Here is a 25,051-nt window from a genome sequence, read left to right on the forward strand (position 1 = left end):
TCTGCCTTCCTCCGGCTCCGGCCGCTTTCCTATGCTCAAACGTACATCCAAGCATCACAGATGAGCGAAGTGAATCTTCACGCGCGATCAAAGGAGACGTGTTGACGGTCAATGACGACATCCTGGCGGTGGCGCGCGAGCGCTTGCGGGCCGAGGCCGATGCCGTGACGGCGCTCATCGACACGATCGACGACACCCTCGTGACCGCCGCGTCGCTGATCCTCGCCGGTGCGGGCAAGCTCTTCGTCGGCGGCTCGGGAACGTCCGGCACCGTGGCCCGTCGCATGGCGCACATCCTGTCCGTCACCGGCACTCCTGCACTGCCGTTCTCCCCGATGGACGGCCTTCACGGCGCGTCCGGAGCGATCACGGCCGACGACGTCGTCCTGCTCATCTCGAACGGCGGGGCCTCCGACGAGGTCGTGCAGCTCGCCCGCATCACCCGCGGTCGCGGTGCCCGCGTCATCGCGCTCACCCGGAGCCACACGACCCCGCTGGCGCAGCTCGCCGACCACAGTGTGGCCGTCGCGGTGTCGCCCTCCGCCGACATCGGCGGCATCGTGGCCACCGGCATCACCATCGCCCAGTCCGCCTGGGGCGACGCGCTCGCCGAGGTGCTCATGCGCGGCCGCGGGTACACGTGGGCGGAGTTCATGACCACCCACCCCGCCGGTGCGGTCGGTCGCCTCGAGGACCTGCCGTCGGACCCCGCGCGCATCGTCATCCCCGCTCCCGGCGGAGGTGCGCGATGATCGACGTCGTCGCCGGAGTCGACAGCTCGACGCAGTCCTGCACCGTCGAGCTCAGGGACGCCACGACCGGAGCCCTCATCGGCACCGGCCGGGCGCCGCACCCGATCACCCACCCGCCCGTGAGCACGCAGGACCCCCAGGCATGGTGGGAGGCGCTCGTCCTCGCCATGGCCGCGGCGCGGGCCGACCACGACGTCCGCATCGTCGGCGTCGGCGTCGGGGCGCAGTGCCACGGACTCGTCGTCTCCGGCGCCGACGGAGGCGTGCTGCGCCCTGCGCGCCTGTGGAACGACACGACCTCCGCCGGTCAGGCGGCCGCGCTGGTCCAGGCCCGCCCCGCGGCGTGGTGGGCCGAGCAGATCGGCGTCGTGCCGTCGGCGGCGCTCACCCTGCCCAAGCTCGTCCAGCTCGCGGAGACGGATGCCGAGACGTGGGACCGCACCCGTCACCTCGCCGTGCCGCACGACTGGCTGACCTTCCGCCTCACCGGCCGCCACGTCACGGACCGCTCCGACGCCTCGGGCACCGGCTACTACGCGGCCGCCGCAGGGCGGTGGCGCACCGACATCCTGGACGAGTGCGTAGGACCCCGCGACTGGGCGGCCCTGCTGCCCGAGGTCCTCGGACCCGACGAGGCCGCCGGCCGCATCCTCCCCGAGGCCGCTGCGGCGCTGGGCATCGATCCTGCGGCCGTCGTCAGCGCGGGCGGAGGCGACCAGCACCTCGCGGCGCAGGGCATCGGTCTCGGCGCCGGCGACATCGCCTACAGCCTCGGCACCTCCGGCGTGGTGTTCGCCACCACGCCCGACCCGATCGTCGACCCCCGCGGAGCCGTCGACGGCGTCGCCAACGTCACCGGCGGGTACCTGCCGCTCGTCTGCACGCTCAACGCCACCAAGGTCACCGACACGATGGCGCGGCTGCTCGCCGTCGACCATGCCACGCTGACGGCCCTCGCCCTCGACGCGCCGCTCGACCCCGAGCGTCCCGTGCTCGCCGCCTACCTCGACGGGGAGCGCTCGCCGCGGCTCCCCGCCGCGCGGGGCATGCTCGCCGGACTCACCACCGCGACCAGCCGTGAGCAGCTCGCCCTGGCCGCCTTCGAGGGCGTCGTGCTCGGCCTGGTCCGCGGCGAGCGGGCCCTCGCCGACCTCGGCATCCCGGTGACGGGGAACACCATCGCCATCGGCGGCGGCGCGCGGTCGCTCGCCTACCGCCAGGTGATCGCCGACCTCACGGGTCGCCCGGTGCACACCGTCGACGCGCCCGAGGGCACCGCGCGCGGCGCCGCCGTGCAGGCCGCGGCCGTGTGGCGCGGGACCACGGTCGCCGCCGTGACCGCGCAGTGGCGACCGGAGATCACCTCCGTCACCGCCCCCGCCGCCGATCGCACCGACATCGCGGACCGCTACCTCGAGCTCGCCGAGCTCCAGGCCGACGGCCGACGGTTCTAGGCGGACGCATGCCCGCTTCCACAGGAGAGAGAGGACACCCATGACGGAGATCCCCACCACCATGACCGCCAGCGTGCTGCGGGGGGTGAAGGACCTGGCGCTCGAGGAGCGCCCCGTCCCGGTCCCCGCGGCCGACGAGGTGCTGATCGAGGTCGCCAGCGTCGGCGTCTGCGGCTCCGACGTGCACTACTACGAGCACGGCCGCATCGGCCCGTACGTCGTCGACAGCCCGCTCATCCTCGGCCACGAGGTGAGCGGACGCATCGTCGCGGTGGGTGCGGACGTCGACCCGGCGCGGATCGGCCGGCGCGTCGCCATCGAGCCGCAGCGGCCCTGTCGTCGCTGCGACTTCTGCCGGGCTGGCGACTACAACCTCTGCCCGCAGATGGCCTTCTACGCCACCCCGCCCGTGGACGGCGCGTTCTGCGACTACGTGCTCATCCAGGACGACTTCGCCTACGACGTCCCCGACGCGATCAGCGATCACGCCGCCGCCCTCATGGAGCCGCTGTCGGTCGGGATCGCGGCCGCGCAGAAGGGCGGCATCAAGGTCGGCGACACCGTGCTGATCGCCGGAGGCGGTCCCATCGGCATCATCACGGCGCAGGTCGCGAAGGCGTTCGGTGCGGTCGACGTCGTGATCGCCGACATCAACCCCGCCCGCCGCGAGCTCGCCGCGTCCTACGGCGCGCGCACGATCGATCCGGCCGCCGACTCCACGGTGGAGCTGGAGGCGAACGTGTTCATCGACGCCTCCGGCGCGACGCCGGCCATCGTCAACGGCATCCGCTCCACCCGCGCCGGCGGCACGGTCGTGCTCGTGGGCAGCGCCGACGAGTTCCCGCTGTCGGTGCCCGAGGTCGCCATGCGCGAGCTCAACGTCACCGGCATCTTCCGGTACACCGGCACGTGGCCCATCGCCCGCGCGCTCCTCGAATCCGGTCAGGTGGAGCTCGACTCGCTCGTGACCCACGTGTACGGCATCGAGCAGGTGGAAGAGGCGCTGTCGGGCGAGGGATCGATCGACTCCCTCAAGCGCATCGTCCTGCCCCGCGTCCGGCGCGTCGACGAGCCCGCCGTGAAGGCGGCGTCATGACCGAGACCCTGCTGTCCGTCGAGGGCGTCTCGAAGTCGTTCCCCGGGGTGAAGGCCCTGGACGACGTCTCGTTCGACGTGCGTCCCGGCACCGTCCACGCCCTGTGCGGAGAGAACGGCGCCGGCAAGTCGACGCTGATGAAGATCATCAACGGCATCTACCAGCCCGACGCCGGGACCATCCGGGTGCGCGGCGAGGAGGTGCGGATCAAGAACCCCATCGACGCCCGCGCTCGCGGCATCGCCATGATCTCGCAGGAGCTCAACTACGTGCCCGGCATGACCATCGCCGAGAGCTTCTTCCTGGGCCGCCTGCCGATGAAGTTCGGCAAGGTCGACTGGCGGTTCATCCGCAGCGAGGCCCGGCGCATCCTCGCCGAGGAGGGGCTCGACTTCTCCATCAACCGCCGCCTCGGCACCCTCACCGTGTCGGAGATCCAGACGCTCGAGATCCTCCGCGCCGTGTACCACAGCGCGGACGTGCTGATCATGGACGAGCCGACCTCGGCGATCGCGCACAAGGAGGTCGAGTCGCTCTTCGCGAAGATCCGCGACCTGCGCGCCCAGGGCAAGTCGATCATCTACATCTCGCACAAGATGGACGAGGTCTTCGAGCTGGCCGACGACATCAGCGTGCTGCGGGACGGCACGGTGGTGAGCTCGCAGCCGGCCTCCGAGATCACGTCGAGCCAGGTGATCGCGCAGATGGTGGGCCGTGACCTCGACCACCAGTCCTACCCGAAGGAGCACGTCGAGATCGGCGACACGGTCTTCCGGGCCACCGGGCTGTCCGCCGAGCACATGTTCGAGGACATCGACCTGCACATCCGCGCCGGCGAGATCGTCGGGCTTGCCGGGCTCATCGGCGCCGGGCGCAGCGAGGTCATCCGCGCCGTGTTCGGCCTCGACAAGCTGGACGCCGGGGAGATCGAGGTCGACACGCAGACCGTGAAGATCAAGAACCCGACCCAGGCGATCAAGGCGGGTGTCGCGATGCTGTCCGAGGACCGCCGCCTGGTCGGGATCGTCCCGCAGCTGAGCATCATGAAGAACGCCACCCTCGCCAGCCTCCGCAAGGTGATCCACGGCGGCTTCGCCCGGCGACGGGAGGAGGAGGAGCTCGTCACCGAGTACTTCCGGAAGATGAACGTCAAGGCGCCGAGCCTGCAGACACGCATCGCGAACCTCAGCGGCGGCAACCAGCAGAAGGTGCTCCTGGCCCGCTGGCTGATCGCCGATCCGAAGGTGCTCCTCCTCGACGAGCCCACGCGCGGCATCGACGTGGGTGCGAAGTTCGAGATCTACAAGATCATGACCGAGCTCGCCCGCCAGGGGCGCGGCATCCTCATGATCTCGTCCGAGCTCCCCGAGCTCATCGGCATGTGCGACCGCATCTACGTGATGTCGGCCGGACGCCTCACCGCGGAGCTGACGCCCGATCAGTTCTCGCAGGAAACCATCCTCACCTACGCCATGAATGAAATCGAGGTGGCATGACAATGCTCCAGACACTGAAGAGACTCGAGGTGAACCGCTTCTCGATCTACATCATCTTGCTGGTGGTGATCGTCGCGGCGAGCTTCCTGAGCCCGAACTTCCTGAGTTCGGACAACATCTTCAACGTGCTGCGCCAGGTCGCGGTGATCACGATCCTCGCCTTCGGGGCGATGACGCTGATCATCGGCGGCATGATCGACCTGTCCGCCGGCGCCGTCATGGCGTTCGCCGGTGTCGTGTCGGTGCTGGTCTACAAGTCGACGGGCAACCTGCTGCTCGCGATCCTCGCCGGGATCCTCATCGGCATGCTCTGCAACCTCGTGAACGCCTTCCTCGTCGCGACGTTGAAGACCCCCGCGTTCATCGTGACGCTCGGCATGATGCTGATGGCCCGCGGCGCGGTGCTGGAGCTGACCCAGGGGCAGAACGTCCTCCAGCTGGGCGACTTCATCCTCATCGGCCAGGGCAACCTCGGCTGGCTGCCGATCCCGGTGCTCGTGCTGATCGGCGTGACGATCGTGATCTGGTATCTCATGAACCAGACCAGGTACGGCCGCTCGGTCTACGCGGTGGGCGGCAACGAGGAGGCGGCACGCGCCGCCGGAATCTCCGTGGAGCGCGTGAAGTACCAGGCGTTCCTCGTGAACGGCGCCCTGGTCGGCATCGCCGGTGTCATCTTCATGTCCCGCGTCAACGCCGGTCTCCCCAACGCGGGCGTCGGCTACGAGCTGCAGGCCATCACCGCCCCGATCATCGGTGGCACGAGCTTCTCCGGCGGCGTCGGCACCGTGATGGGCACCCTCGCCGGTGCGCTCATCGTCGGCATCCTCGGCAACATCATGAACCTCATCGGGATCGGCTCGTACATCCAGCAGATCGTGATGGGCGCGATCATCGTCGTCGCCGTCGCCTACGACGTGTTCAGCAAGCGCGGCAAGGCCAAGACCACGATCCTCAAGTCCGACGCGAAGGGCGATCCCTTCCCCGTCGGAGCCTCCGCCTCCGCATCCTCATCCGACCCGGGAGGCGGCAGGACGTCGTCCTGACCGCTCCCACCCGACCGCTTCACCCCACCCAGAGAAACAGGAGAAGACAATGAAGAGTCTTACCCGCAGGATCATCGCGTTCGGCGCCGCTGCCGCCGCGGCGATCAGCCTCGCCGGCTGCGCCGTCACCACCGGGAACCCGACCGGGAACGGCGGAGGCGGTGGCTCCGAGGACAAGGACGAGTACCGCGTCGCGTACATCGCCCGTGCGCAGGCCGACTCGTTCGCCGCCTGGCTCGCGAACGAGATGAAGACGGCCGCCGGCGAGTACGACGACATCACCCTCGAGGTCTTCGACGGCCAGGCCGACGACGAGATCGAGAACAAGATGATCGAGAACGCGATCGCGAACAAGTTCGACGCGATCATCGTCCAGGCCAACAACGCCGACGCCCAGCTGCCGTACATCCAGCAGGCCATCGACGCGGGCATCGTGACCATCACGACCAACCCGCGCGTCGAGGGCCTGACCGGTGGCGACTCGGTCGACGCCGACCCCTACAAGCAGGGCGCGGTCGTCGCCGAGCTCGCGGTGGAGCAGATCCCGGACGGGGCCAACGTCGTGGTGCTGAACGGCCCGGCCGGCAACTTCCACAGCACCGCCCGCCGCGACGCCTGGGAGAAGGAGTTCTTCGCCGAGCGTCCTGACGTGACCATCGTCGCCGAGGACATCGCGAACTGGAACAAGGACGAGGCGATGACCCTGATGGAGGACTGGTCGCTGGCCAACTCCGACATCGACGCGATCATCTCGATGAACGACAACATGGCCTCCGGCGCGCTGGAGGCGGTGAAGGGCAAGGGCGGCTTCGACGGCATCCTCGCCTACGGCGTCGACGGCACCCCTGAGGCCGTGCTGCTGATCGAGGCGGGCACCATGACCGCCACCTCCCTGCAGAACGCCCGCGAGCTGGCGGAGCTCAACCTCAAGGCCGTGCACGATCTCCTGACGGGCGCGGAGGACGAGGTGAACGTCGACATCGGCAACCCGCTCATCACGAAGGACGGCGTCCAGGAGTACATCGACCTGTACAAGGACGCCGGACTGCTCGACCAGTGACACCGGTCGGGGAGCGGGCGCCCGCCCGCTCCCCGATCCGTGCCCGACCACCGCCGAGGACCGCTGATGCACGCACTCACCGCCGCCGATGCCCTGACCCGGGTGCGGGAACTGTCCCGCGACGGGCGGCCGTTCCTGCTGGGCGTCGTCGGGCCGCCCGGGGCCGGCAAGTCCACCCTCGCCGAGCGGCTCGGGATGCCGGTCCTCCCGATGGACGGGTTCCACCTCGCCAACGACGACCTCGATCGCCGCGGACTCCGCGACCGCAAAGGGGCACCGGAGACGTTCGACGTCGCCGGTTTCGCGGCCCTCCTCGGCCGCCTCCGCGCGGGGGAGGACGTGCGCGCCCCACGGTTCGACCGCGACATCGACGCCGCAGTCGCCGAGGTGCTGCCGCTCTCCGCCCGGGACCGCGTGATCGTGGTGGAGGGCAACTACCTGCTGCACGACGCCGACGGGTGGGAGCACGTGCGCCCCCTGCTCGACGAGACCTGGTACCTCGACGTGCCCGAGGACCTGCGGCTGCGTCGTCTCGTCGCCCGCCACGAGGCGTACGGGAGATCGCACGCCGACGCCGTCGCCTGGGCGGCCGACGTCGACGGCCCCAACGCCGTCCTCATCCGCGCGACCCGGCATCGGGCCGACGCCCTCATCACCCTGAACGAAGGAGACGACGCATGAGCGTCATGGATGCATTCGCCCTCACCGGCAAGACCGCGCTGGTCACCGGCGCCACCCGCGGTCTCGGCCGCGAGTTCGCCCGTGCCCTCGCCGAGGCCGGCGCCGACGTGGTCGTCCACGGTCGGGACGAGGCCGCAGCGCAGGAGACCGCGGCCGAGATCGAGGCCGTCGGGCGGCGGGCCTGGGTCGTGCTCGGCGACCTCACCGAGCGTCCCTCCGTCGACCGCATCGCGGCGGAGGCGATCGAGGCCGTGGGCGGACGTCTCGACATCCTCATCAACAACGCGGGCGCCTGCATCCACCGCCCGGCGCTCGAGGTGACGGACGACGAGTGGGCGCACGTCATCGACACGAACCTCACCGCCTTGTGGCGACTGTCGCAGACGGTCGGTGCGCACATGGTGGCGCGCGGCTCCGGATCGATCGTGAACGTCGGCTCCATCTCGGCCCAGATCGTCAACCGTCCGCAGATGCAGCCCGCCTACAACGCCTCCAAGGCCGCGGTGCACCACCTCACCAAGTCGCTGGCGGCCGAGTGGGCGCCGGCGGGGGTGCGCGTGAACGCCGTGGCGCCCGGCTACATCAAGACCGACATGTCGCCGGTGGACGAGCCGCGCTTCCGACGGTTCTGGATCGAGGACTCCGCGCAGCAGCGCTACGCCACGCCGAGCGAGGTCAGCCCGTCGGTGGTCTTCCTCGCGTCGGATGCCGCGAGCTTCATGTCCGGCACCGTCCTGGTGGTCGACGGCGGGTACACGCTGTTCTGACCGCCCTGCACGTGCGAGCGCCCGCTTCCGGGGAGGAGAGCGGGCGCTCGTGCGTGTACGGGGTCAGTCAGTCCTCGCCGTCGGCCTCGGGCATGCCAGGGCCGGGGCCCGGACGCACCTCGGCGTCGTCCCTGATGTCGATGCGGGTGTTGCCGTCGTGCTCCGAGACGTCCACGCGCGGCGCGGCGTCGGCCTCCGTGGCGTCGGGGGCCGAGGTCAGCTGGTCGTGACGGTTCTCCTCGAACGTCTCGTCGGCGGTGTCGTCAGGCGTGCTCATGGCTCTCCTTCGTGTCGGTGGTCTGGGAACGGTTGCGGGTCCATCGGGCGAGAGCATAGAGGACGCCCCCGACGGCGAGGAGGATGGCGCCGAACAGCCACACCTGCGGGCGCTGCTGGGTGAGCAGCAGGATGCACGACGCGACGCCGAGCACCGGGACGAACGTCCACACGCGGAAGTGGTCGTGCTCGACCTTGTCGCGGCGCAGCACCAGCACCGAGATGTTGACGCTGAGGAAGACGACGAGCAGCAGCAGCACGACGGTCTCGGCGAGGGTCGCGAGGTCTCCGACCAGCGTGAGGCCCATCGCCACGAGCGTCGTGGTGAGGATCGCGACCCAGGGGGTCTTCCGCTTCGGCAGGACGCGCCCGAGCGCGGACGGCAGGAGGTTCTGCTCCGCCATGCCGTAGGTGAGGCGGCTGACCATGATCATCGTCAGCAGGGCCCCGTTGGCGACGGCGATGAGCGCGATGAGGCTGAACAGCCAGGACGGGACGCTGACCCCGGTGGCCTCGACGACCGCGAGCAGCGGACCGCTGGACTCCTGCAGCTCGGAGGCCGGCAGGGCGACGGCGCTGGCGATGCCGACGAGCACGTACACGACACCGGCGGTGAGGAGCGCACCGAACAACGCGCGCGGGTAGGTGCGCCGCGGGTCCTTGACCTCTTCGATCATGTTGGCCGAGGTCTCGAAGCCGACGAAGGAGTAGTACGCGATCACCGCGCCGGAGAGGACCGCCAACGCGACGTTCGCCCCCTCGGGCACCTGCGTCGCCCGGGACAGGTCGCCGCCCCCGCCGCCGACGAACACCGCCACGACGACGATCACGATCACGAGGCCGCTGAGCTCGATCGCCGTCATCACGAGGTTCGCGCCCATCGACTCGCGGATGCCGCGGGCGTTGAGCAGGCCGACGATCGCGAGGAAGATGATCGCGACCGGGATGGTCGGCAGGTCGATGAAGGTGCTGAGGTAGTCGCCGGCGAAGGCGATGGCCAGTCCGGCCGCACTCGTCACCCCGGCCGCGAGCATGCTGAAGCCGACGAGGAAGGACACCAGCGGGCTGTGGAACGCCCGCTCGGCGAACACCGCGGCGCCGCCGGCGCGGGGGTACTTGGTGACCAGCTCGGCATATGACCCTGCGGTGAGCATGGCGAGGAGGAGCGCGAGGACGAGGGGCGCCCAGAGCAGGCCGCCCACGTCCTCCGACAGCACCCCCATGAGGGCGTAGATCCCCGCCCCGAGGACGTCGCCGAGGATGAACGCGAACAACAGGGGGCCGGTGATGGCGCGGCGCAGCCGGGTGGGTGTCTCGGCGCGCGGCTCGGTCTGGACGGTCATCCTTGCACCGTAGGGTCCGGAACTCCGGCGGGCGACGGGCTTGACAGTTCCGCCGCCAATGAGCCAGCGGGAGAGGACGGCGCGCTATCCTCGGTGCCGCAAGGCGGGTCGTCGCCCGGGCCGTTCCGGGGAGACGGGGGGCCGCCTGCGATCCCACAGAAGGACACCATCATGATCGGTACACCTCGCAAGGCGCTCGCGGAAGCGGTCGCCACGTTCCTCTTCGTCCTCGCGATCATCGCCGCGGTGAACAGCGGAAGCCCGCTCACCCCGCTCGCGATCGGCTTCACACTGATGGTGCTCGTGTACTCCACGGGCCACATCTCGGGCGCCCACCTCAACCCGGCGGTCTCGCTGGGCGTGTTCCTGCGCGGCGGGCTCAGCGTCGCCGACTTCGTCTCCTACCTCGTCGCGCAGTTCGCCGGCGGGGCGCTCGCGGCTCTCGTGGCCCTCGCCGTCTGGCCGGCCGGCGAGAAGGCGATGGTCATCGAGGTCGGCCCGGCATTCCTCGTCGAGGCGCTGTTCACGCTGATCCTCGTCTGGGTCGTGCTGAACTCCGCCACCTCGAAGGACACGGCGGGCAACTCGTTCTACGGACTCGCGATCGGTGCGACCGTCTTCGTCGGTGCGGCGACGGTCGGCTCCATCTCGGGCGGCGGATTCAACCCCGCGGTGGCCCTCGGCCTCTCGGTCAGCGGGCACTTCGCGTGGGGCTCGCTCTGGCTGTACATCGTGGCTCCCGCGGTCGGTGCCATCATCGCGGCCCTGCTGTTCCGCGTGCTCAACGCCGACGATGCGCGGAAGATCGCGGCGGACGCCGAGTAGAAGCACACCCTGCGGAGCGCCGCATCCCTGCCGGGGTGCGGCGCTTCGTCGTGTCGGCCCTCAGCGGCGGCGGCGTCGGCTCCGGCGACGCAGCGCCGCGGACGTGACGGCCACGACCGTCCCGACCACGACGCCGATGATCGTCTCCAGCACGCGGTCGGTCAGCAGGTCGGCGACCGGGGTGGGTGCGGCCAGGTGCACCATCAGGAGGGCGAGCGGGGTGACGAACACCATCGCGATGCCGTAGTTGCGGCCGATGAACAGTTCGGCCGTCCCCTGCAGGACCACGACGACGGCGATCACCGCGAGCGGCGGCATGTCGAGGGCGAGGATCCCGGCGGCGACCAGCACGCCGAGCAGCGTGCCGACGAGGCGCTGGATGCCGCGGATCACGCGGGCGTTGAGCTGCGCGCCGCTGACCGCCGCCACCGCGCCGACCGCCGCCCAGTACCAGTGGGTGCCGCCGAGGAGCAGGCCGACGACGCCCGCTCCGACGATCGCGGCGGCGACCGAAGCGGCCATCTCGGCGGCGACCGGCCCGACGGACGGGCGCGCCTTCGGTGCCGCCTCCGCCGTGGTCCGGGTGACGACGGCGACGAGGGCGGTGAGCGCGAGGCCGAAGAGCACGCTCGCCCCGCCGACGAGCAGGACCGCGCCGAAGGAGGCGCCGGTGGCGGGGATGGTCGCGCACGCCCCGGTCGCGAAGACCGTGAACAGCGGACCGGGCGGGTGCCACTGCAGGACGTAGGCCAGCAGGGTCACGGCCGCGGCGACGAGTGCGACGACGACGATGCTCAGCACCGCGGGTGCAGCGAGGACCGACAGGGCCGTGCCGATCAGCATCGCGCCGAGCAGCACGCCGCCGGCGCTGGCCTGCATGCGGATCCGGTCGCGGAAGACGTCGTGCCGGCCGTAGAGCGCGGCGAAGGCACCGAAGCTCGCATAGATGCTGAGATCGAGCCGGCCGACGGCCCACAGCACGAGAAGCGGGACGGCGACACTGACGGCGGCGCGCAGGGCGACCCGGTGATCCCCGCGGTGCGGACCGACGCGGAGGACCCCCGTCCACACCCGCCCCTGCGATTCCGTCACCGATCAAGCCTACGTCCGTCGCTCGGCGGCGATGTGCGAGGGTGGGAGGGATGACCACTCCGCCTCCGCCGCGCCGCACCCTCCTGGTCGGCTTCGGGAAGCTCGGCACCCGGCTCGCTCCGCTGCTCCTCGCGGACGGCGGTGAGGTCCTGGCCCTCCGCCGCAGTGACGGGCCCGTGCCGGACGGTGTCGAAGCGATCTCGGCCGACCTGACCGTTCCGCTCACCGCGCCGCTGCCCGAGGTCGATGCGGTCGTGATGACCCTGCCGCCCGGTCCGGACGTGTCGTCGTATCGCACGGCGCTCGCGCACCTCGCGGCGGCGCTGCCGGCCCGGCCGGCGCGTGCGGTCTTCGTCTCGTCCACCGGGGTGTTCGACGGCGCCGGGAGCTCCGAGCCTGTGACCGAGCGGGTCGAGCCGGTGCCCACCACAGACCGGGGCCGCGGTCTGCGGGACGGCGAGAAGGCGGCCGTCGAGCTCTTCGACGCGGTGGTCGTGCGGCCTGCGGGCATCTACGGTCCCGGGCGCGAGTTCCTCCTCCGGAAGGTCAGGGAGGGCGCTCCCGTCACGCACCGCCGGCGCACGAACCGGATCCACGAGACCGATCTCGTACGCATCCTCGACCTCCTGCTGCGGGTGCCGGAGCCCCCGGCGCTCGTGCACGCCGTCGACCAGGCGCCCGCTCCGCTGGGAGACGTCGTGGCCTTCCTCGCCGACCGCCTCGGCGTGCCCGTGCCCCCGGACGACGGCGGTGCGGCGAGCGGCTTCGTCTACGACGGCTCGCTGGTGCATGCGGTCCTCGGCGGGCTCGACTACCCGACCTACGAGGACGGCTACGCGGAGATGACCGCCCCGCGGTAGGAGTGGCGCGGAATACACCCCGAGGCGGAGGTCTCTCCGTCCGGCGGCCGATGTCCCCGCGCAGCGGTCCGGCCTAGCGTCGAGAGCATGCCGTCCACGCCCCTGTCCCGTCGCGCCCTCCTCCCGCTCCTCGCCGCCCTCGGGCTCGCCGCCGTGCTGCTCCTGCTCCCGATGCCCGGGAGCCTGAGCGTCGTCGGCACCCGATGGCTGGCGGGCCTCGGCACGGACCTCCCGCGCGTCGAGCTCGTCTCCGAGGTGGGGCTCGCCGCGCTCGCCGCCGCGACGGCGGCCGCCATCCTCTTCGCCTGGTTCCGACGGCCGGACCGTCGTCTCCCGGTCGCGGCCGCAGCGTTCGGCGTCGTGGTCGCCTACGTCGCGAGCGAGGGTGCGAAACTCCTGTTCGCACAGCCGCGTCCCTGCCTGCGGTGGCCGAGCGCCGGGGAATGCCCGCCGGTGGGCGACTGGTCCCTCCCCTCGAACCACGCGACGCTCGCGTTCGGCGCGGTGGTCGTGATCGCCGTCGCCGTGGGCCGGGTGTGGATGGTGTGGGCGGCGCTCGCCCTCGCAGGGCTCGTCGCGGTGGGCCGCGTGATGCAGGGCGTGCACTACGTGCACGACATCGCACTGGGTGCGACGTTCGGGGTGGTCATCACGGGCGTCGTCGTGCTCGCCGCGGTGGGCCTTGCCGCACGGCGCGAGCGTCAGGCATCGGGGGACTGAGACCATTCCGAGCGTCCGTCCTCCGGCGTACCGTGGGCGCATGACGAATGCGCAGACGGCCGTCGAGGTCGTCGACTGGCGGCGGCGGGTGTTCGCCCTGTACGAAGCGGTGCGACGGGCTGACTCCCCGGAGGAGGCGCACGAGCTGTGGCGGATCGAGCGCGACGAGCTGCTGCTGCGGCACGCGGCGACGCCCCTCCTCCCGCAGGACAGGGCGCTGTTCGAGGGGCTGCCGATCGCCTCGTACGACCCTTCCTGGCGGTTCGAGCTCCCGATCCTCGACACCGACCCGGCCACGTTCGAGTTCGCCACGGGGACGGACGGCATCGTGCCGTTCGAGCGCGTCGGCGTCGTGGAGATCCCTGACGTCGGGTCTCTCGACGTGTGGCGGCTCGCCTCTTACGGCGGCGGCCTGTTCGTGCCGGTGCGCGATGCCTCCGCCGGGCAGAGCGGGGGGACGTACGGCGGCGGGCGGTACCTCATCGACACGATCAAAGGCGCCGACCTCGGGGCCGACCCGCGCCGCGGCACGCTCGTGCTCGACTTCAACTTCGCGTACAACCCGTCCTGCGCCTACGACCCGGCGTGGGCGTGCCCGCTCGCGCCGGCCGGCAACGTGCTGACGGTGCCGATCCCGGTCGGAGAGCTCCGATGAGACCGCTGCGGTACGCGATCAACGTGACGCTCGACGGCTGCTGCCTTCACGAGGCCGGACTCCCGCCCGACGAGGAGTCGATGCGCTTCTGGACCGCGGAGCTGCAACGCGCCGACGCTCTGCTCTACGGCCGGGTGACGTACGACATGATGCGGGCCGCGTGGCGGCGTCCGGAATCCGGGGTCTGGCCGGACTGGATGGAGGAGTGGGAGACGCCCTTCGCCGAGACCATCGATCGCCTGCCGAAGCACGTGGTGTCGGCGACGCTCGATGCCGTCGACTGGAACGCGGACCTCGTGCGCGGCGATCTCCCGGAGGCGGTGCGGGCGCTGAAGGATCAACCGGGGGAGGGTCTGTCGGTCGGCGGAGTGGCGCTGCCCGCGGCGCTCGCCGACCTCGGGCTGATCGACGAGTACCTGTTCGTCGTCCATCCGGTCGTCGCGGGGCATGGTCCCCGGCTGCTCGACGGCGTGCACGAGCGTCTCCGGCTCGAACTCGTGGAGCGGCGGGAGTTCCGCTCCGGCGCCGTCGCGCAGCGGTACCGTCCGGTGGCGTGAGCGACGCACAGCGACCCCGACGAATCAGCCGGCGTCAGCGTTGCGTCCGGAGGCCGGTCGCCCCGGCCACCAGATGCGGTCGCCGACGAGGGCGAACAGCGCCGGGACGATCACGGTCCTGACCACCAGGGTGTCGACGATCACGCCGACCCCGACGATCAGCCCGAGCTGCCCGAGGGTGACCAGCGGCAGGACGCCGAGCGCCGCGAACACGGCGGCGAGCACGATCCCGGCGCTTGTGATGACTCCGCCGGTGTGGGCGACCGCTTCCACCATGCCGTCCCGGGTGCCCCGCAGCGCCGATTCGTTCCGGGCGCGATGGACGAGGAAGATCGTGTAGTCGATGCCGAGGGCGACCAGGAACAGGAAGGCCAGCAGCGGTACCGGGAGATCGAGCGCGTGCTGCCCGAACAGCACGCGACTGAGCCAGGCCCCGGCGCCGATGGCGGCCACGGCACTCGCCACGTTGACGGCGAGCAGCAGCAGCGGCGCGACCAGCGACCGCAGCAGGAACGCCAGCACCAGGAAGCTCACCGCCAGCACCAGCGGCACCACGACGCCGAGGTCCGCGAGGTTCCCGGCACGGGCGTCGAGATCCGTCGCCACCGCGCCGCCGACGACAGCCCCCGCTCCCGGCACGTCGTGCACGGCGTCCCGGAGATCCGTGATCTGAGCCAGGCTCTCGTCGGTACTGGGCGCATACTCGCTGGTCACCAGGATCTTCGTGAGCTTCCCATCGTCCGTCGTCCCGACAGGAGTGGCGCGGACGATGCCCTCCACGTCGCGCGCCGCGGTGAGGACGGCTTCGGCTTCACCGCTGTCCGTGACGATGAGGATCGGCTGCGCCTCTCCGGCCGGGAAGTGGTTCGAGAGCACCTCGAGACCCGTCGCGGACTCGGACGGGACCCGGAACTTGTCGACCTGGTCAAGCCCGACCGTCGTCCCGACGAGGCCGACCGTCATCACGGCCAGCAGGGCCGCACCCCCGAGGAGGCTCACGACCGGCCGGCTCACGACACGCGTCGCGATCGTCCGCCACACCCCGCCGCGCCGTGTGGCAGCGCCGGGACGAGGGACGAACGGCCAGAACACCTTCCGTCCGCACACCGCCAGCAGGGGAGGCAGCAGGAAGAGGACGGATGCGAGGGCGACCAGCAGCCCGATGGCGGACGAGACGCCGAGTCCGTGCGTGCCGGGGATCACCGCCAGGGCGAGTGTCAGGAGGGCGAGGACGACCGTGAGGTTCGAGGCGAGGATCGCCGGAGCGGTCCGGCGCCAGGCCGTGCTGAGCGCGCGGCGGTGGTCCGTCGTGGTGGTGAGCTCCTCCCGATATCTCGAGATCAGGAGCAGGGCGTAGTTGGTCCCGGCGCCGAAGACGAGGACGCTGATGATCCCGGCATCGAACTGCAGGTCCCACGCGGAACCGGCAGCCGCGGTCAGTCGTCCGGCGAGTCCGTCGGCCAGGCCGACGGCGGCGAGCGGCAGCAGCCACAGCACCGGTGACCGGTACGTGACGATGAGGAGCACGGCGACGATCAGGACGGTCACGAGGAGCAGCGTGAAGTCGGCGCCTTCGAAGGAGGCGGCGATATCGGCGCCGAAGGCCGGTCCGCCGGTCACGAGCAGGGTCATCCCGTCCGGTGCGTGCTCGTCGATGTCGGCCCGCAGCGCCGCGATCACCGCGGCGGTGTCGGAGCTCGTCTGGCCGACCGCGATCGGCGTTACGAGAACCGCGGCCTTCTCGTCCTCGCTCACGAGAGGCCCGGTCGGATCCGCGTCCGCGTGCGTGCCGAGCACCGGGAGGAGGCCTTCGAGCGCGTCGACGTCCGGTGCCGAGAGCGTCGCGCCGTCGTCGCGCGACGCGACCACGGTCACGGACTGCCGATCCGCGTTCGGGAACTCCGCCAACAGGGCGCTCGTGCGCGCCGACTCCGACCCCGCGGGGGCCTGCTCGTTGCCGGCGGGTGCCTTCGCCGACCCGAACAGGCCGAAGAGAGTCATCATGATCAGGAGGACCGCGCCGAGCGTGATCCATGCGCCGCCACGGGAGGTCATCCACTCGGGAAAGCGCCGAAGAGCGCGAGAATCTGCCATACCTGTCACTCCACCAGGAGCGTCGTACGGCGACATCGTCAAGACGATGGAGGGAAGTCTCCCTCTTTCGATGGATGTCGGTCGGGCGGGGTCGGGCACGCCGAACCGGTCGCATCGAGGCGAGGATCAGAGAAGTGGAGGGGCTGACGGGAATCGAACCCGCGCTGTCTGCTTGGGAAGCAGAAGTTCTACCATTGAACTACAGCCCCGTACCCGCCCGAGAGCAGGTGGAGCAAGCCTACCTGTCGCGGGCCGGATGGCCAAAGCGTGAGGCGCTCATGACTAGGCTTGTGCCGTGCTTCTCAGCGATCGCGACATCAGAGCAGAACTCGCCTCCGGCCGCGTCGGCCTGGAACCGCATGCGCCGGAGATGATCCAGCCGTCGAGCATCGACGTGCGGCTGGACCGCTACTTCCGCCTCTTCGACAATCACAAGTACCCGTTCATCGATCCCTCGGTCGACCAGCCGGAGCTCACGCGGCTGATCGAGGTCGACCCGGACGAGCCGTTCATCCTCCACCCCGGCGAGTTCGCGCTGGGGGCCACGTTCGAGCAGGTCACCCTGCCGGACGACATCGCCGCGCGGCTGGAGGGGAAGTCGTCGCTCGGTCGCCTCGGGCTCATCACCCACTCGACCGCCGGCTTCATCGACCCGGGCTTCTCCGGGCATGTGACGCTGGAGCTCGCGAACGTGGCGACGCTGCCGATCAAGCTGTGGCCCGGCATGAAGATCGGCCAGCTCTGCTTCTTCCGGCTCACCTCGCCGGCGGAGAACCCGTACGGCTCCGGTCCCTACGGCAACCGCTACCAGGGTCAGCGGGGTCCGACGGCGTCCCGGTCGTTCCAGAACTTCCACCGCACCGACGTGGGTGTGACTGACATCGGAGCCGTCGGAGGCTGACATGAGCGACGCGAGCGGGACGGGTTCCGACGAGTCCGCGGTGCCCGAGGGGGCGGCGCTGCCGGATGAGTCGGGGCTGGAGATCGCTCCCGCCGACGCGGTGATCCCGCCGGCCGACGCCGTGATCCCGCCGCCCCCACCGGAGACACCGATCCCGGAGGGGCTGCTGACGGCACCGGACGCGGCAGGCGATGCGCTTCCAGCACCGACCCGTCGCTCGGAGCGGTCCCGTCCGACGCCCGCGATCCTCCAGGGCGAGCAGCCCGCGGCGGCTGCGGACGACTGGGCGCAGCGGTCGATCGCCCCGGAGGTCGCCGACACCGGTAGCTACCGGGTGTTCGCGATCGTCGTCTTCGTCGTGCTCTTCCTCCTGCTCGCGGCGGCCGTGGTGACGCTCGTCGTGCTGATCGCCACTGTCGGGCTGCCGTTCGCGGCCGCCGGCCCGGGCGCGGGCTTCCTGCCGACCCGGTTGTAGGGCTCCGAAGGCAGCGGACGGGTCGCCGGTACGGGACGGATAACGTGCCGCGATCCCGCGTCGGAAGGCCGTTTCTGATCCCGTCCGAGGCCGGAACGTCCCCCGCCGCCCCGCCCCGGGCCCGGGTCCCGGCGCGGCGCGGCGCAGATCGCGGGATCGAAAGCGTGCCGGGGGAGCGCTCTGGAGGGACGTTTCTGATCTTGTCTCGAGTGCGGAACGCGCGGGGCCTCGGGTGGGGGATCGAAGACGTGCCTCCGGTGCGCTCGGGAGGGGCAATAGTGATCCCGGAGGGGGTGGCGCGGCACGCGGAAGCGCCCCAGCCGGGGTTCCGGTGGGGCGCTTCGGGGAGGTGAGGTCAGGCGGCGTGGCCGCGGTGGAATCCGGCGTCGAAGCCGCGCTCGAATGCGCGCTCCGCCATCCGCTGCGCGCGGTGGCCGTGGCCGTGGCCGTGGCCGTGGCCGCGGTGTGCGTGACCGTGGTCGCGGTGGTCGCGGTGGTCGCGGTGGTCGTGGCCGTCGTGGTGACCGCGCCCGCGGTACCCGCCGTCCTCCTCGCCGTCGTGACGACCGAAGCCGTGCCCGGGGCCGAAACCGTGCCGGGGGTCGAAGCCGTGCCCGGGGCCGAAGCCGCGCTCGTGCCCGAAGCCGTGCCCGGGGCCGAAGCCCCCGCGGCCGAAGCCGTGGCGGGGGCCGAAGCCGAACCCGGGGCGCTGCTTCCGGGGGAGAGGCGTCTCCTCGTCCCACCCGAAGGCGCGGGCGATCTTCTCGAGCGCCGCGAGGGTCGTCGCCATCTCCTCGTCGGAGACCGCGCCGGCGACCTTCGCACGGATGCCGTCGACGGTGGCGCCGAGGCGCTCCTTCGCCGCGCGGCCCTCGTCGGTCAGCGCCCATCCGTCGCCGTCCGCCTCGACCCAGCCGCGGTCGACGAGATCGTGCAGCTTGTGCGGGTGCAGCGGGCGGCGCGCGGGGACCGACCCGTCGACGACGTTCAGCAGCCGCCAGTCGCGGCGGGTCGCGCCCTCCGCGGCGAAAGCGGTGGCGAAGTCCTGTGCCATCAGGCGGTCGACGGCCTGGAGCCAGAAACCGAACGGGCGGGAGGTGTTGTCAGAAGTGCTGTCTGCAGTGGTGTTCATGGTGATCCTTCATGGTCTGTGGTGCACCGATGACGGATGTCATCCGACATATCAATGTCACTGTGCATGTACATGCAGTGTGACATGAAAAGTAAACGCATGTCAAGCTGCATGTAAAATCGGGGCATGGCCACCGATCCGATCGACCCCGCGTCCCCCGACGCCGCCGAAGCGATCGCGCAGGCGCTCGCCCGACTGCGCGGACGCCGACCCGGACCCGGCGGCCGCGAGCACGGCGGGCCCCGCGGTGCACACGGGCACGGGCCCCACGGAGACCCGCGCGAGCACTTCGCCCACCACCGCGGCCACCCGGGGATGCCGCCGTGGATGGCCGACGGCGGCCGCCTCGGCGGACCGGCCCGTCTCCGCATGCTCGAAGCCCTCGCCGCCGCGCCGGAACCCCTCAGCGTGAGTGCGCTCGGGCAGGCGATCGGCGTGGATCAGCCGCGGGCGTCCCGGCTCGTGCAGCAGGGCGTGCAGGCCGGATTCGTGCGGCGCGAGGCCGATCCGGACGACGCCCGCCGCACCCGCATCGCGCTGACCGACGAGGGGTGCCGACTGGCCCGCGGGATGCGGGGCGAACGCCGCGAGCTGCTCGGTCGCGCGCTCGAGTCGTTCACCCCGGAGGAGCGCACGGAGCTCGCGCGGCTGCTCACCAAGCTCGCCGACAACTGGCGCGCCTGACCGGCCTCACGCGCGGGCGAAGTCCAGCGAGGGCTCGTCGTCCACCGAGAGGGACAGCACGACGGTCTCGACCGCGTCGTGCGCCTCGATCCGCCGCTCCACCTCCCGCAGCCGCCGGGCCACATCGTGCTCGCGTGCATCGCCCGCGAGGTCGACCTCGGCGACGAGGAACAGCCGGTTCGGCCCCACGTACTCGATGTGCAGGTAGGTGACCCGCTCGATGTCGTCCATGCCGAGGAGGGCCGTGCCCACCCGCGAGCGCAGTGCGGGGGACACCGACGTGCCGACGAGGAACGCGATGTTCCGTCCGATGAGGATCACGGCGACGACGCCCAGCAGGATCCCGACGAGGATCGACCCGATCGCATCCCACGCGGCGACACCGGTGAGCTGATGCAGGAGGATCGATCCGCCCGCCAGCACGAGGCCGATGAGGGCGGCGGAGTCCTCGAAGAACACCGCCCGGAGCGTGGTGTCGCTCGTCTCCAGCACGAAGTCCCACGTGGAGGACCCGCGCTCCTGGGCCAGCCGACGGGAGCGGACCATCGCCTGCGTGAACGACGCCCCCTCCAGGACGAAGGCGATGCCGAGCACGATGTACGCCACGACCGGGCTCTCCACGGGGCCGGTGTCGGACAGCTCCTGGATGCCGTGCATGATCGAGACGATCGAGCCCGCGGTGAAGATGCCGAACGCCGCGATGAGGGACCAGACGAACGCGTTGCGGCCGTAGCCGAGCGGATGCCGGGCGTCCTTGGTCTTCGCGCCGCGCCGGTCGGCGATGAGCAGGAAGATCTCGTTCCCCGCGTCCGCCCAGGAGTGCGCGGCCTCGGCCACCATCGACGCGGACGAGGTGATGACGGCGGCGACCGTCTTCGCGATCGCGACGAGGATGTTGGCGAGGAAGGCGAGGACGACGGTCACCGGGTCAGGCTACTCCCGCCCGACCCGTCCGATGCCCGGGCTCAGCGCGGCGCCTTCACCGGGAGCAGGAGCAGGAACCCGATGATGAGCACGATGACGATGCCGAGGATCCCGTAGGCGGTCTGGCTCGTCGAGACGATCAGCACGGTCCAGGCGGCCGAGGCCATCCAGCTCGCGGCCCTGCCGGTCGTGGCGTAGAGACCGAAGATCTCGCCCTCCCGGCCGGCCGGGGTGACGCGGGCGAGGAAGGAGCGTGCCGCCGCCTGCGCCGGGCCGACGAAGGCGCAGAGCACGAGGCCGCCGATCCAGAACACGAGGGACCCGGCGTCGCGGAGCAGGAACACGGCGAGGCCGGCGACGATCATCGATCCGATCGAGCCGAGGATGATCCGCTTGGGGCCGAGGCGGTCGTCGAGGCGCCCAGCGATGATGGTCGAGACGCCGGCGACGAGGTTCGCGGCGATGCCGAAGACGATGATGTCCTGGGTGCCGAACCGGAACACCGCGGTGCCGATGATGGCGCCGAACGCGAAGACCCCGCCGAGGCCGTCGCGGAACACGGCGCTGGCGAGCAGGTACCAGAACGTCGACCGGGTCTGCGGGTCGCGGTAGAGGCCGATCACGTCCTGCACGAGGAGGACGTAGGAGCGGAAGAACCCCACCTTGCGCTCCGGCCGACCGAGCGACGGCTCCGGCACGTTGAGGAAGATCGGGATGCTGAAGACGATCGCCCAGACCGCGCACCCCACGGCGATGAGCCGGTACGCGAGGCCGTTGTCGGTGGACATGCCGAACCAGTCGAAGGTGTCGAGCAGGACGACGATGACGAGGGCGATGATGCCGCCGAGGTAGCCGAAGCCCCAGCCCAGGCCCGAGATGCGGCCGACGTTCTTCGGGTTCGCGATGCCGATGAGCATGGCGTTGGAGTTCACCGCGGCGATCTCGCCGAACACGGAACCGGCGGAGATCAGCGCGACGCCGAGCCAGAACAGGGCCGGCTGCGGCTCGACGAACCACAGTCCCAGCATGCAGAGGATGAGAGCGCCGGTGCCGATGCCCAGCCAGAGCTTCTGTCGTCCGGCGGCGTCCGCGCGCTGACCGAGGACGGGGGCGAGCAGGAGGATGCCGAGCGCGGCGATCGTCGAACCGAGTCCGAGACCGGAGGCGAGGTCGGCTTCCGCGGCGACGCGGACCGGGTCGCTCGGGTCGAGGGCGGCGATCTCCGACGGCAGGAACGAGGCGCTGACGAGGTACAGCGCGGTGAAGACGAACGTGAGGATGACGGTGTTGAACGGCTGCGTCGCCCAATCCCACAGCGCCCAGGAGTACACCTGCTTCCGAGGTGCGGGGGTGTCTCCGCGCAGATCGAGGCCGACGACGGCCACGGCGCCGCTGTTCGCTGTCGCCACGGGCTCGGGGGCGCCCGCCGCGGGATCGGGTGAGGTCATGGTCGAAGTCTGGCCGCGGACGGTGAACGCCCGGTGACGGCGCGCCGTCGGCGTCGGGCGACCGGGGCGTTCAGAGGGCGGGGCCGCGGCGGATCCGGACGGGGCCCCGGGCGTCGGCGATGCTCACCTGCTCGCCCTTCTGCGTGACCACGACCACCTCGCGGGACGCCAGGTCGGCGGCGACGCGGCGCACGTCGGGCATCCGGTCGCGCCACTCCGCGCCGCCGACCGCGCGGGCGACGTCGCTCGGGCAGATCGACGAGTCCGCGCGTTTCCGAGTGAGGGCGCGCATCGTCGCGGCGATCCGCTCCTCGGCCTGCGCCGCGGAGGGCTCCTCCCACCACGGGGCACCCCGCTCGCCGAGGGCGGTCTTCGCATCCTGCACGCGACGGCGGGCGTCGGGCTCCGCCGCCTTGACCGCGCGCCGTGCGGCCATGAGCTCGTCGACGAGCTCCTGCCGCAGGTTCTCGGGGATCGACGGATCGGTGGCGCGCCACCGACGGCCGTTCACGACGATGTGGTGTCCGTCCGCGGTGGGCGCGGGGCCGTCGTCCGTCATACCGGCCATCCTGCGCGGCGGCCGCGGGCGCCGCCATCCCCTTGACGTCCGCGCGGCTGCCGGTCAGCGGTAGAGGAGGTCGGCGTCGACGAGCCCCGGCCAGTCCGGCACCGCGAGCGACTCCGGTTCGTCCCACTCGCCCGCCGTGATCCGGCGGAAGGCGCCCTCGACCCCGAAAAGCTTCTCCAGCGGGGACCAGTCGGACTCCCCGGGCATCGGCACCAGCGCCCGCTCGGCCAGGGCCTCGGGGTAGAGGGTGGCGAGCAGGGACAGCAGGCGGACGCCGGTGTGCACCGGCCGGAAGGCGACCGGGTTGGTCACGTGCAGGAGGAGTCCCTGGCAGGCCTCGCCGGCGTGATCCCGCACCAGAGGGGTGAAGCCGTAGGGGGAGGCGGTGACGCCGGGAAGGGCGAGCTCGACGAACGCGGTCGTGTACTCCTCGGCGTCGATGAACGGGGCGCCGACGACGCGGAAGGGCACGGCCGTGCTGCGACCCTCGGAGACGTTCACGCCCTCGGCCAGACACGTGCCGGGGTACAGGAGGGCGGTCGCGGCGCTGGGCAGGTTCGGCGAGGGCGGCATCCAGGTCAGCTCCTGCCGGCCGAGGGCGGTCTGATCGCGCGTCCAGCCCTGCACCTCGACGACGTGCAGCTCCACGTCGATCCCGCGCGTGCGCACCCAGTGTCGCGCGAGCTCGCCGATCGTCAGACCATGGCGGACGGGCATCGTCCACCGTCCGACGAGCGAGTTCGCCGCCTCGTCGAGCATCGGGCCCTCGGCCTGCTCCAGGCGTCCGCCGAGCGGATTCGGGCGGTCGAGCACCATCACGGCGACGCCCGCGTCGGCGCACGCCTCGAGCACATGGCTCATCGTCCAGATGTACGTGTAGAAACGGGCACCCACGTCGGGAAGGTCGACGAGCACGACGTCGAGGTCGGCGAGGTCGGCGGCCGCGGGACGCACGTCCGCGCCGTAGAGGCTGCGCACCGGGAGCCCGGTCAGCGTGTCCCGCAGATCCCCGATCAGCTCTCCCTCCCGAGCCCGGCCGTCCAGGCCGTGCTCGGGGCCGAAGAGGAGCGTGAGCGGGAAGCCGGCGTCGGCGAGGCCGGCGCGTCCACGGGCGAGGGTCGAGGTGAGGGCCAGGTCGTTCGTGACCATCCCGAGGCGGGCGCCCCGGAGGCGGTCCCGCTGCGGCTGCGTCAGGTCGTCGTGGAGGAGGCGGTCGATTCCGAGCTGCATGATCAATCGATTCTGTGAGCGGTGACGGCGTCGTGCGTGCGCTGGAGGTTCGCGGAGATCCGGTCGTAGTCGGCCTGGGCGATGCGCGTGTAGAGGAAGTCGAGGACGGCGAGCTGGGCGATGCGGCTGGCCATCGCGCCGGAGCGGAAGGTCGACTCCGACACCGCCGTGACGAGGGTGTGCGCGCACGCGCGGGCGAGCGGCGAGCGCGGGTTGTTGGTGATGGCGATGGTGGTGGCGCCGGCGGCGGCGGCCACCTCGGCCGCCTGCACGATCTCCAGGGTGCGGCCGGAGTGCGAGATGGCGATCGCGGCGTCCCGATCGTCCAGGAGCGCGGCGCCGGTGAGAGCGAGGTGGTGGTCGGTCCGCGCCTGGGCGACGAGGCCGGCGCGATGGAGCTTCTGCTCGAGGTCCTGCGCGGCGAGTCCGCTGGAGGCCGCGCCGTAGATGTCGATGCGACGCGCGCCGCGGACCGCGGCGACGCACCGCTCCAGTTCGGCGATGTCGAGCTGGCGGGCGGTGCGCTCGATGGCCTCGGCCTCCGCGAAGGCGATCTTGCGCACCGTGGTCGCGGCGTCGTCGTGGCGGCTCACATCGCCCGCGGACACCTGGAAGCGCTCGCGCTCGGACGCGCTCCGCGTGAGCTCTCCGGCCAGGGCGATCCGCAGGTCGGGGTACCCGGGGAACCCGAGGCTGCGGGTGAAGCGGGCGACGCTGGCGACCGACACCCCGCACTCCTCGGCGAGTCGGGTGATGGAGTTCTCCAGGACCGCCTGCGGTTCGGCGAGCACGCGTTCGGCGATGCGGCGTTCCGTGGGGGTGAGCGCGGAGAGGCGCTGATGGATGGCTGTCACGACACTGTTCGGCACGAGCCCATGATGGCAGGTCGGGTGCACACTCGGTAGGAATTTTCAG

Annotated in this window: 26 protein-coding genes and 1 tRNA gene; 16 read left to right on the plus strand and 11 right to left on the minus strand. The window is 71.3% G+C overall.

All coding sequences use genetic code 11. The features are described from left to right. Positions 1-98 precede the first annotated feature (98 nt). From ACIQID_RS11445 to ACIQID_RS11480, 8 genes are all read left to right on the plus strand, one after another. The gene (locus tag ACIQID_RS11445; protein ID WP_312674612.1) at positions 99-752 is read left to right on the plus strand and encodes an SIS domain-containing protein; all 654 of its coding nucleotides are present in this window, start codon (positions 99-101) and stop codon (positions 750-752) included. Continuing rightward, positions 749-2,206, plus strand: a complete 1,458-nt coding sequence (locus ACIQID_RS11450; protein WP_400284965.1) for an FGGY family carbohydrate kinase — start codon at positions 749-751, stop codon at positions 2,204-2,206. The genes ACIQID_RS11445 and ACIQID_RS11450 overlap by 4 nt, the downstream gene beginning before the upstream one ends. Before the next feature lie 40 nt (positions 2,207-2,246). Beyond that, positions 2,247-3,302, plus strand: coding sequence for an NAD(P)-dependent alcohol dehydrogenase (locus tag ACIQID_RS11455; protein WP_312674616.1), 1,056 nt, complete (start codon positions 2,247-2,249; stop codon positions 3,300-3,302). After that, positions 3,299-4,798 (plus strand): sugar ABC transporter ATP-binding protein, encoded by a 1,500-nt coding sequence (locus ACIQID_RS11460; RefSeq protein WP_210676004.1) that lies wholly within the window; start codon positions 3,299-3,301, stop codon positions 4,796-4,798. Before ACIQID_RS11455 ends, ACIQID_RS11460 begins: the two co-directional genes overlap by 4 nt. A 2-nt stretch (positions 4,799-4,800) precedes the next feature. After that, positions 4,801-5,844 (plus strand): ABC transporter permease, encoded by a 1,044-nt coding sequence (locus ACIQID_RS11465; protein WP_312674620.1) that lies wholly within the window; start codon positions 4,801-4,803, stop codon positions 5,842-5,844. 49 nt (positions 5,845-5,893) lie between these two features. Then, on the plus strand, positions 5,894-6,904 hold the full coding sequence (locus ACIQID_RS11470; protein ID WP_136052281.1) for a sugar ABC transporter substrate-binding protein: 1,011 nt from the start codon (positions 5,894-5,896) through the stop codon (positions 6,902-6,904). 66 nt (positions 6,905-6,970) lie between these two features. Beyond that, positions 6,971-7,585: a nucleoside/nucleotide kinase family protein gene (locus ACIQID_RS11475; protein WP_400284971.1), complete on the plus strand. Its 615-nt coding sequence runs from the start codon at positions 6,971-6,973 to the stop codon at positions 7,583-7,585. Further along, positions 7,582-8,352, plus strand: coding sequence for an SDR family NAD(P)-dependent oxidoreductase (locus tag ACIQID_RS11480; RefSeq protein WP_400284974.1), 771 nt, complete (start codon positions 7,582-7,584; stop codon positions 8,350-8,352). Before ACIQID_RS11475 ends, ACIQID_RS11480 begins: the two co-directional genes overlap by 4 nt. Before the next feature lie 67 nt (positions 8,353-8,419). On the opposite strand, the gene ACIQID_RS11485 is transcribed toward ACIQID_RS11480, so the two are convergent. Then, positions 8,420-8,629: a hypothetical protein gene (locus tag ACIQID_RS11485; protein ID WP_062637928.1), complete on the minus strand. Its 210-nt coding sequence runs from the start codon at positions 8,627-8,629 to the stop codon at positions 8,420-8,422. Further along, positions 8,616-9,971: an APC family permease gene (locus ACIQID_RS11490; RefSeq protein ID WP_400284977.1), complete on the minus strand. Its 1,356-nt coding sequence runs from the start codon at positions 9,969-9,971 to the stop codon at positions 8,616-8,618. Before ACIQID_RS11490 ends, ACIQID_RS11485 begins: the two co-directional genes overlap by 14 nt. 171 nt (positions 9,972-10,142) lie before the next feature. Here ACIQID_RS11490 and ACIQID_RS11495 point away from each other — a divergent pair, with 171 nt between their 5' ends. Continuing rightward, on the plus strand, positions 10,143-10,796 hold the full coding sequence (locus ACIQID_RS11495) for an MIP/aquaporin family protein (RefSeq protein WP_136052277.1): 654 nt from the start codon (positions 10,143-10,145) through the stop codon (positions 10,794-10,796). 60 nt (positions 10,797-10,856) lie between these two features. On the opposite strand, the gene ACIQID_RS11500 is transcribed toward ACIQID_RS11495, so the two are convergent. After that, the gene (locus ACIQID_RS11500) at positions 10,857-11,888 is read right to left on the minus strand and encodes an FUSC family protein (RefSeq protein WP_312674625.1); all 1,032 of its coding nucleotides are present in this window, start codon (positions 11,886-11,888) and stop codon (positions 10,857-10,859) included. Between the two features lie 50 nt (positions 11,889-11,938). Between ACIQID_RS11500 and ACIQID_RS11505 the strand changes: the two genes are divergently transcribed. The 4 genes from ACIQID_RS11505 to ACIQID_RS11520 all read left to right on the plus strand — a co-directional run bounded on the left by ACIQID_RS11505 (position 11,939) and on the right by ACIQID_RS11520 (position 14,680). Beyond that, on the plus strand, positions 11,939-12,748 hold the full coding sequence (locus tag ACIQID_RS11505; protein WP_400284982.1) for a sugar nucleotide-binding protein: 810 nt from the start codon (positions 11,939-11,941) through the stop codon (positions 12,746-12,748). A gap of 87 nt (positions 12,749-12,835) precedes the next feature. Further along, complete coding sequence (locus ACIQID_RS11510; RefSeq protein WP_312674628.1) at positions 12,836-13,468, plus strand: phosphatase PAP2 family protein; 633 nt, start codon at positions 12,836-12,838, stop codon at positions 13,466-13,468. Positions 13,469-13,508: 40 nt separating this feature from the next. After that, positions 13,509-14,123, plus strand: a complete 615-nt coding sequence (locus ACIQID_RS11515; protein ID WP_400284986.1) for a DUF1684 domain-containing protein — start codon at positions 13,509-13,511, stop codon at positions 14,121-14,123. After that, complete coding sequence (locus ACIQID_RS11520) at positions 14,120-14,680, plus strand: dihydrofolate reductase family protein (protein WP_400284989.1); 561 nt, start codon at positions 14,120-14,122, stop codon at positions 14,678-14,680. Before ACIQID_RS11515 ends, ACIQID_RS11520 begins: the two co-directional genes overlap by 4 nt. A gap of 24 nt (positions 14,681-14,704) precedes the next feature. Here ACIQID_RS11520 and ACIQID_RS11525 read toward each other — a convergent pair whose 3' ends face one another. Together ACIQID_RS11525 and ACIQID_RS11530 are read right to left on the minus strand one after the other, a co-directional pair. Further along, positions 14,705-16,735: an MMPL family transporter gene (locus tag ACIQID_RS11525; protein ID WP_400284992.1), complete on the minus strand. Its 2,031-nt coding sequence runs from the start codon at positions 16,733-16,735 to the stop codon at positions 14,705-14,707. A gap of 174 nt (positions 16,736-16,909) precedes the next feature. Next, positions 16,910-16,983, minus strand: a tRNA-Gly gene (locus tag ACIQID_RS11530). 86 nt (positions 16,984-17,069) lie between these two features. Between ACIQID_RS11530 and dcd the strand changes: the two genes are divergently transcribed. Continuing rightward, positions 17,070-17,675, plus strand: coding sequence for a dCTP deaminase (dcd, locus tag ACIQID_RS11535; protein ID WP_025102697.1), 606 nt, complete (start codon positions 17,070-17,072; stop codon positions 17,673-17,675). 1 nt (position 17,676) lies between these two features. Further along, entirely contained in the window at positions 17,677-18,150 is a 474-nt protein-coding gene (locus ACIQID_RS11540; protein ID WP_400284995.1) for a hypothetical protein, read from the plus strand. A 355-nt stretch (positions 18,151-18,505) separates the two neighbouring features. Here the strand turns inward: ACIQID_RS11540 and ACIQID_RS11545 are convergent, their stop codons facing one another. Further along, a complete protein-coding gene (locus ACIQID_RS11545; RefSeq protein ID WP_400284998.1) occupies positions 18,506-19,282 on the minus strand; it encodes a MarR family winged helix-turn-helix transcriptional regulator in 777 nt (258 codons plus the stop codon). Between the two features lie 126 nt (positions 19,283-19,408). On the opposite strand from ACIQID_RS11545, the gene ACIQID_RS11550 reads away from it, so the two are divergent. Next, the gene (locus ACIQID_RS11550) at positions 19,409-19,966 is read left to right on the plus strand and encodes a MarR family winged helix-turn-helix transcriptional regulator (protein ID WP_400285001.1); all 558 of its coding nucleotides are present in this window, start codon (positions 19,409-19,411) and stop codon (positions 19,964-19,966) included. 6 nt (positions 19,967-19,972) lie between these two features. Here the strand turns inward: ACIQID_RS11550 and ACIQID_RS11555 are convergent, their stop codons facing one another. From ACIQID_RS11555 to ACIQID_RS11575, 5 genes are all read right to left on the minus strand, one after another. Next, positions 19,973-20,890 carry a cation diffusion facilitator family transporter gene (locus ACIQID_RS11555; protein WP_071329309.1) on the minus strand — a complete coding sequence of 306 codons (918 nt, stop codon included), beginning with the start codon at positions 20,888-20,890 and terminating at the stop codon, positions 19,973-19,975. 41 nt (positions 20,891-20,931) lie between these two features. Further along, complete coding sequence (locus ACIQID_RS11560) at positions 20,932-22,338, minus strand: MFS transporter (RefSeq protein WP_331201413.1); 1,407 nt, start codon at positions 22,336-22,338, stop codon at positions 20,932-20,934. A gap of 70 nt (positions 22,339-22,408) precedes the next feature. Next, a complete protein-coding gene (locus ACIQID_RS11565; RefSeq protein WP_259952476.1) occupies positions 22,409-22,897 on the minus strand; it encodes a DUF3253 domain-containing protein in 489 nt (162 codons plus the stop codon). Positions 22,898-22,960: 63 nt separating this feature from the next. Then, positions 22,961-24,136 (minus strand): exo-beta-N-acetylmuramidase NamZ domain-containing protein, encoded by a 1,176-nt coding sequence (locus ACIQID_RS11570; protein ID WP_400285006.1) that lies wholly within the window; start codon positions 24,134-24,136, stop codon positions 22,961-22,963. A gap of 2 nt (positions 24,137-24,138) precedes the next feature. Further along, the gene (locus ACIQID_RS11575) at positions 24,139-25,005 is read right to left on the minus strand and encodes a MurR/RpiR family transcriptional regulator (protein ID WP_060921606.1); all 867 of its coding nucleotides are present in this window, start codon (positions 25,003-25,005) and stop codon (positions 24,139-24,141) included. Positions 25,006-25,051 lie beyond the last annotated feature (46 nt).

This window comes from Microbacterium sp. NPDC091676, assembly GCF_044756645.1.
Classification (GTDB): Bacteria; Actinomycetota; Actinomycetes; order Actinomycetales; family Microbacteriaceae; genus Microbacterium; species Microbacterium paraoxydans_D.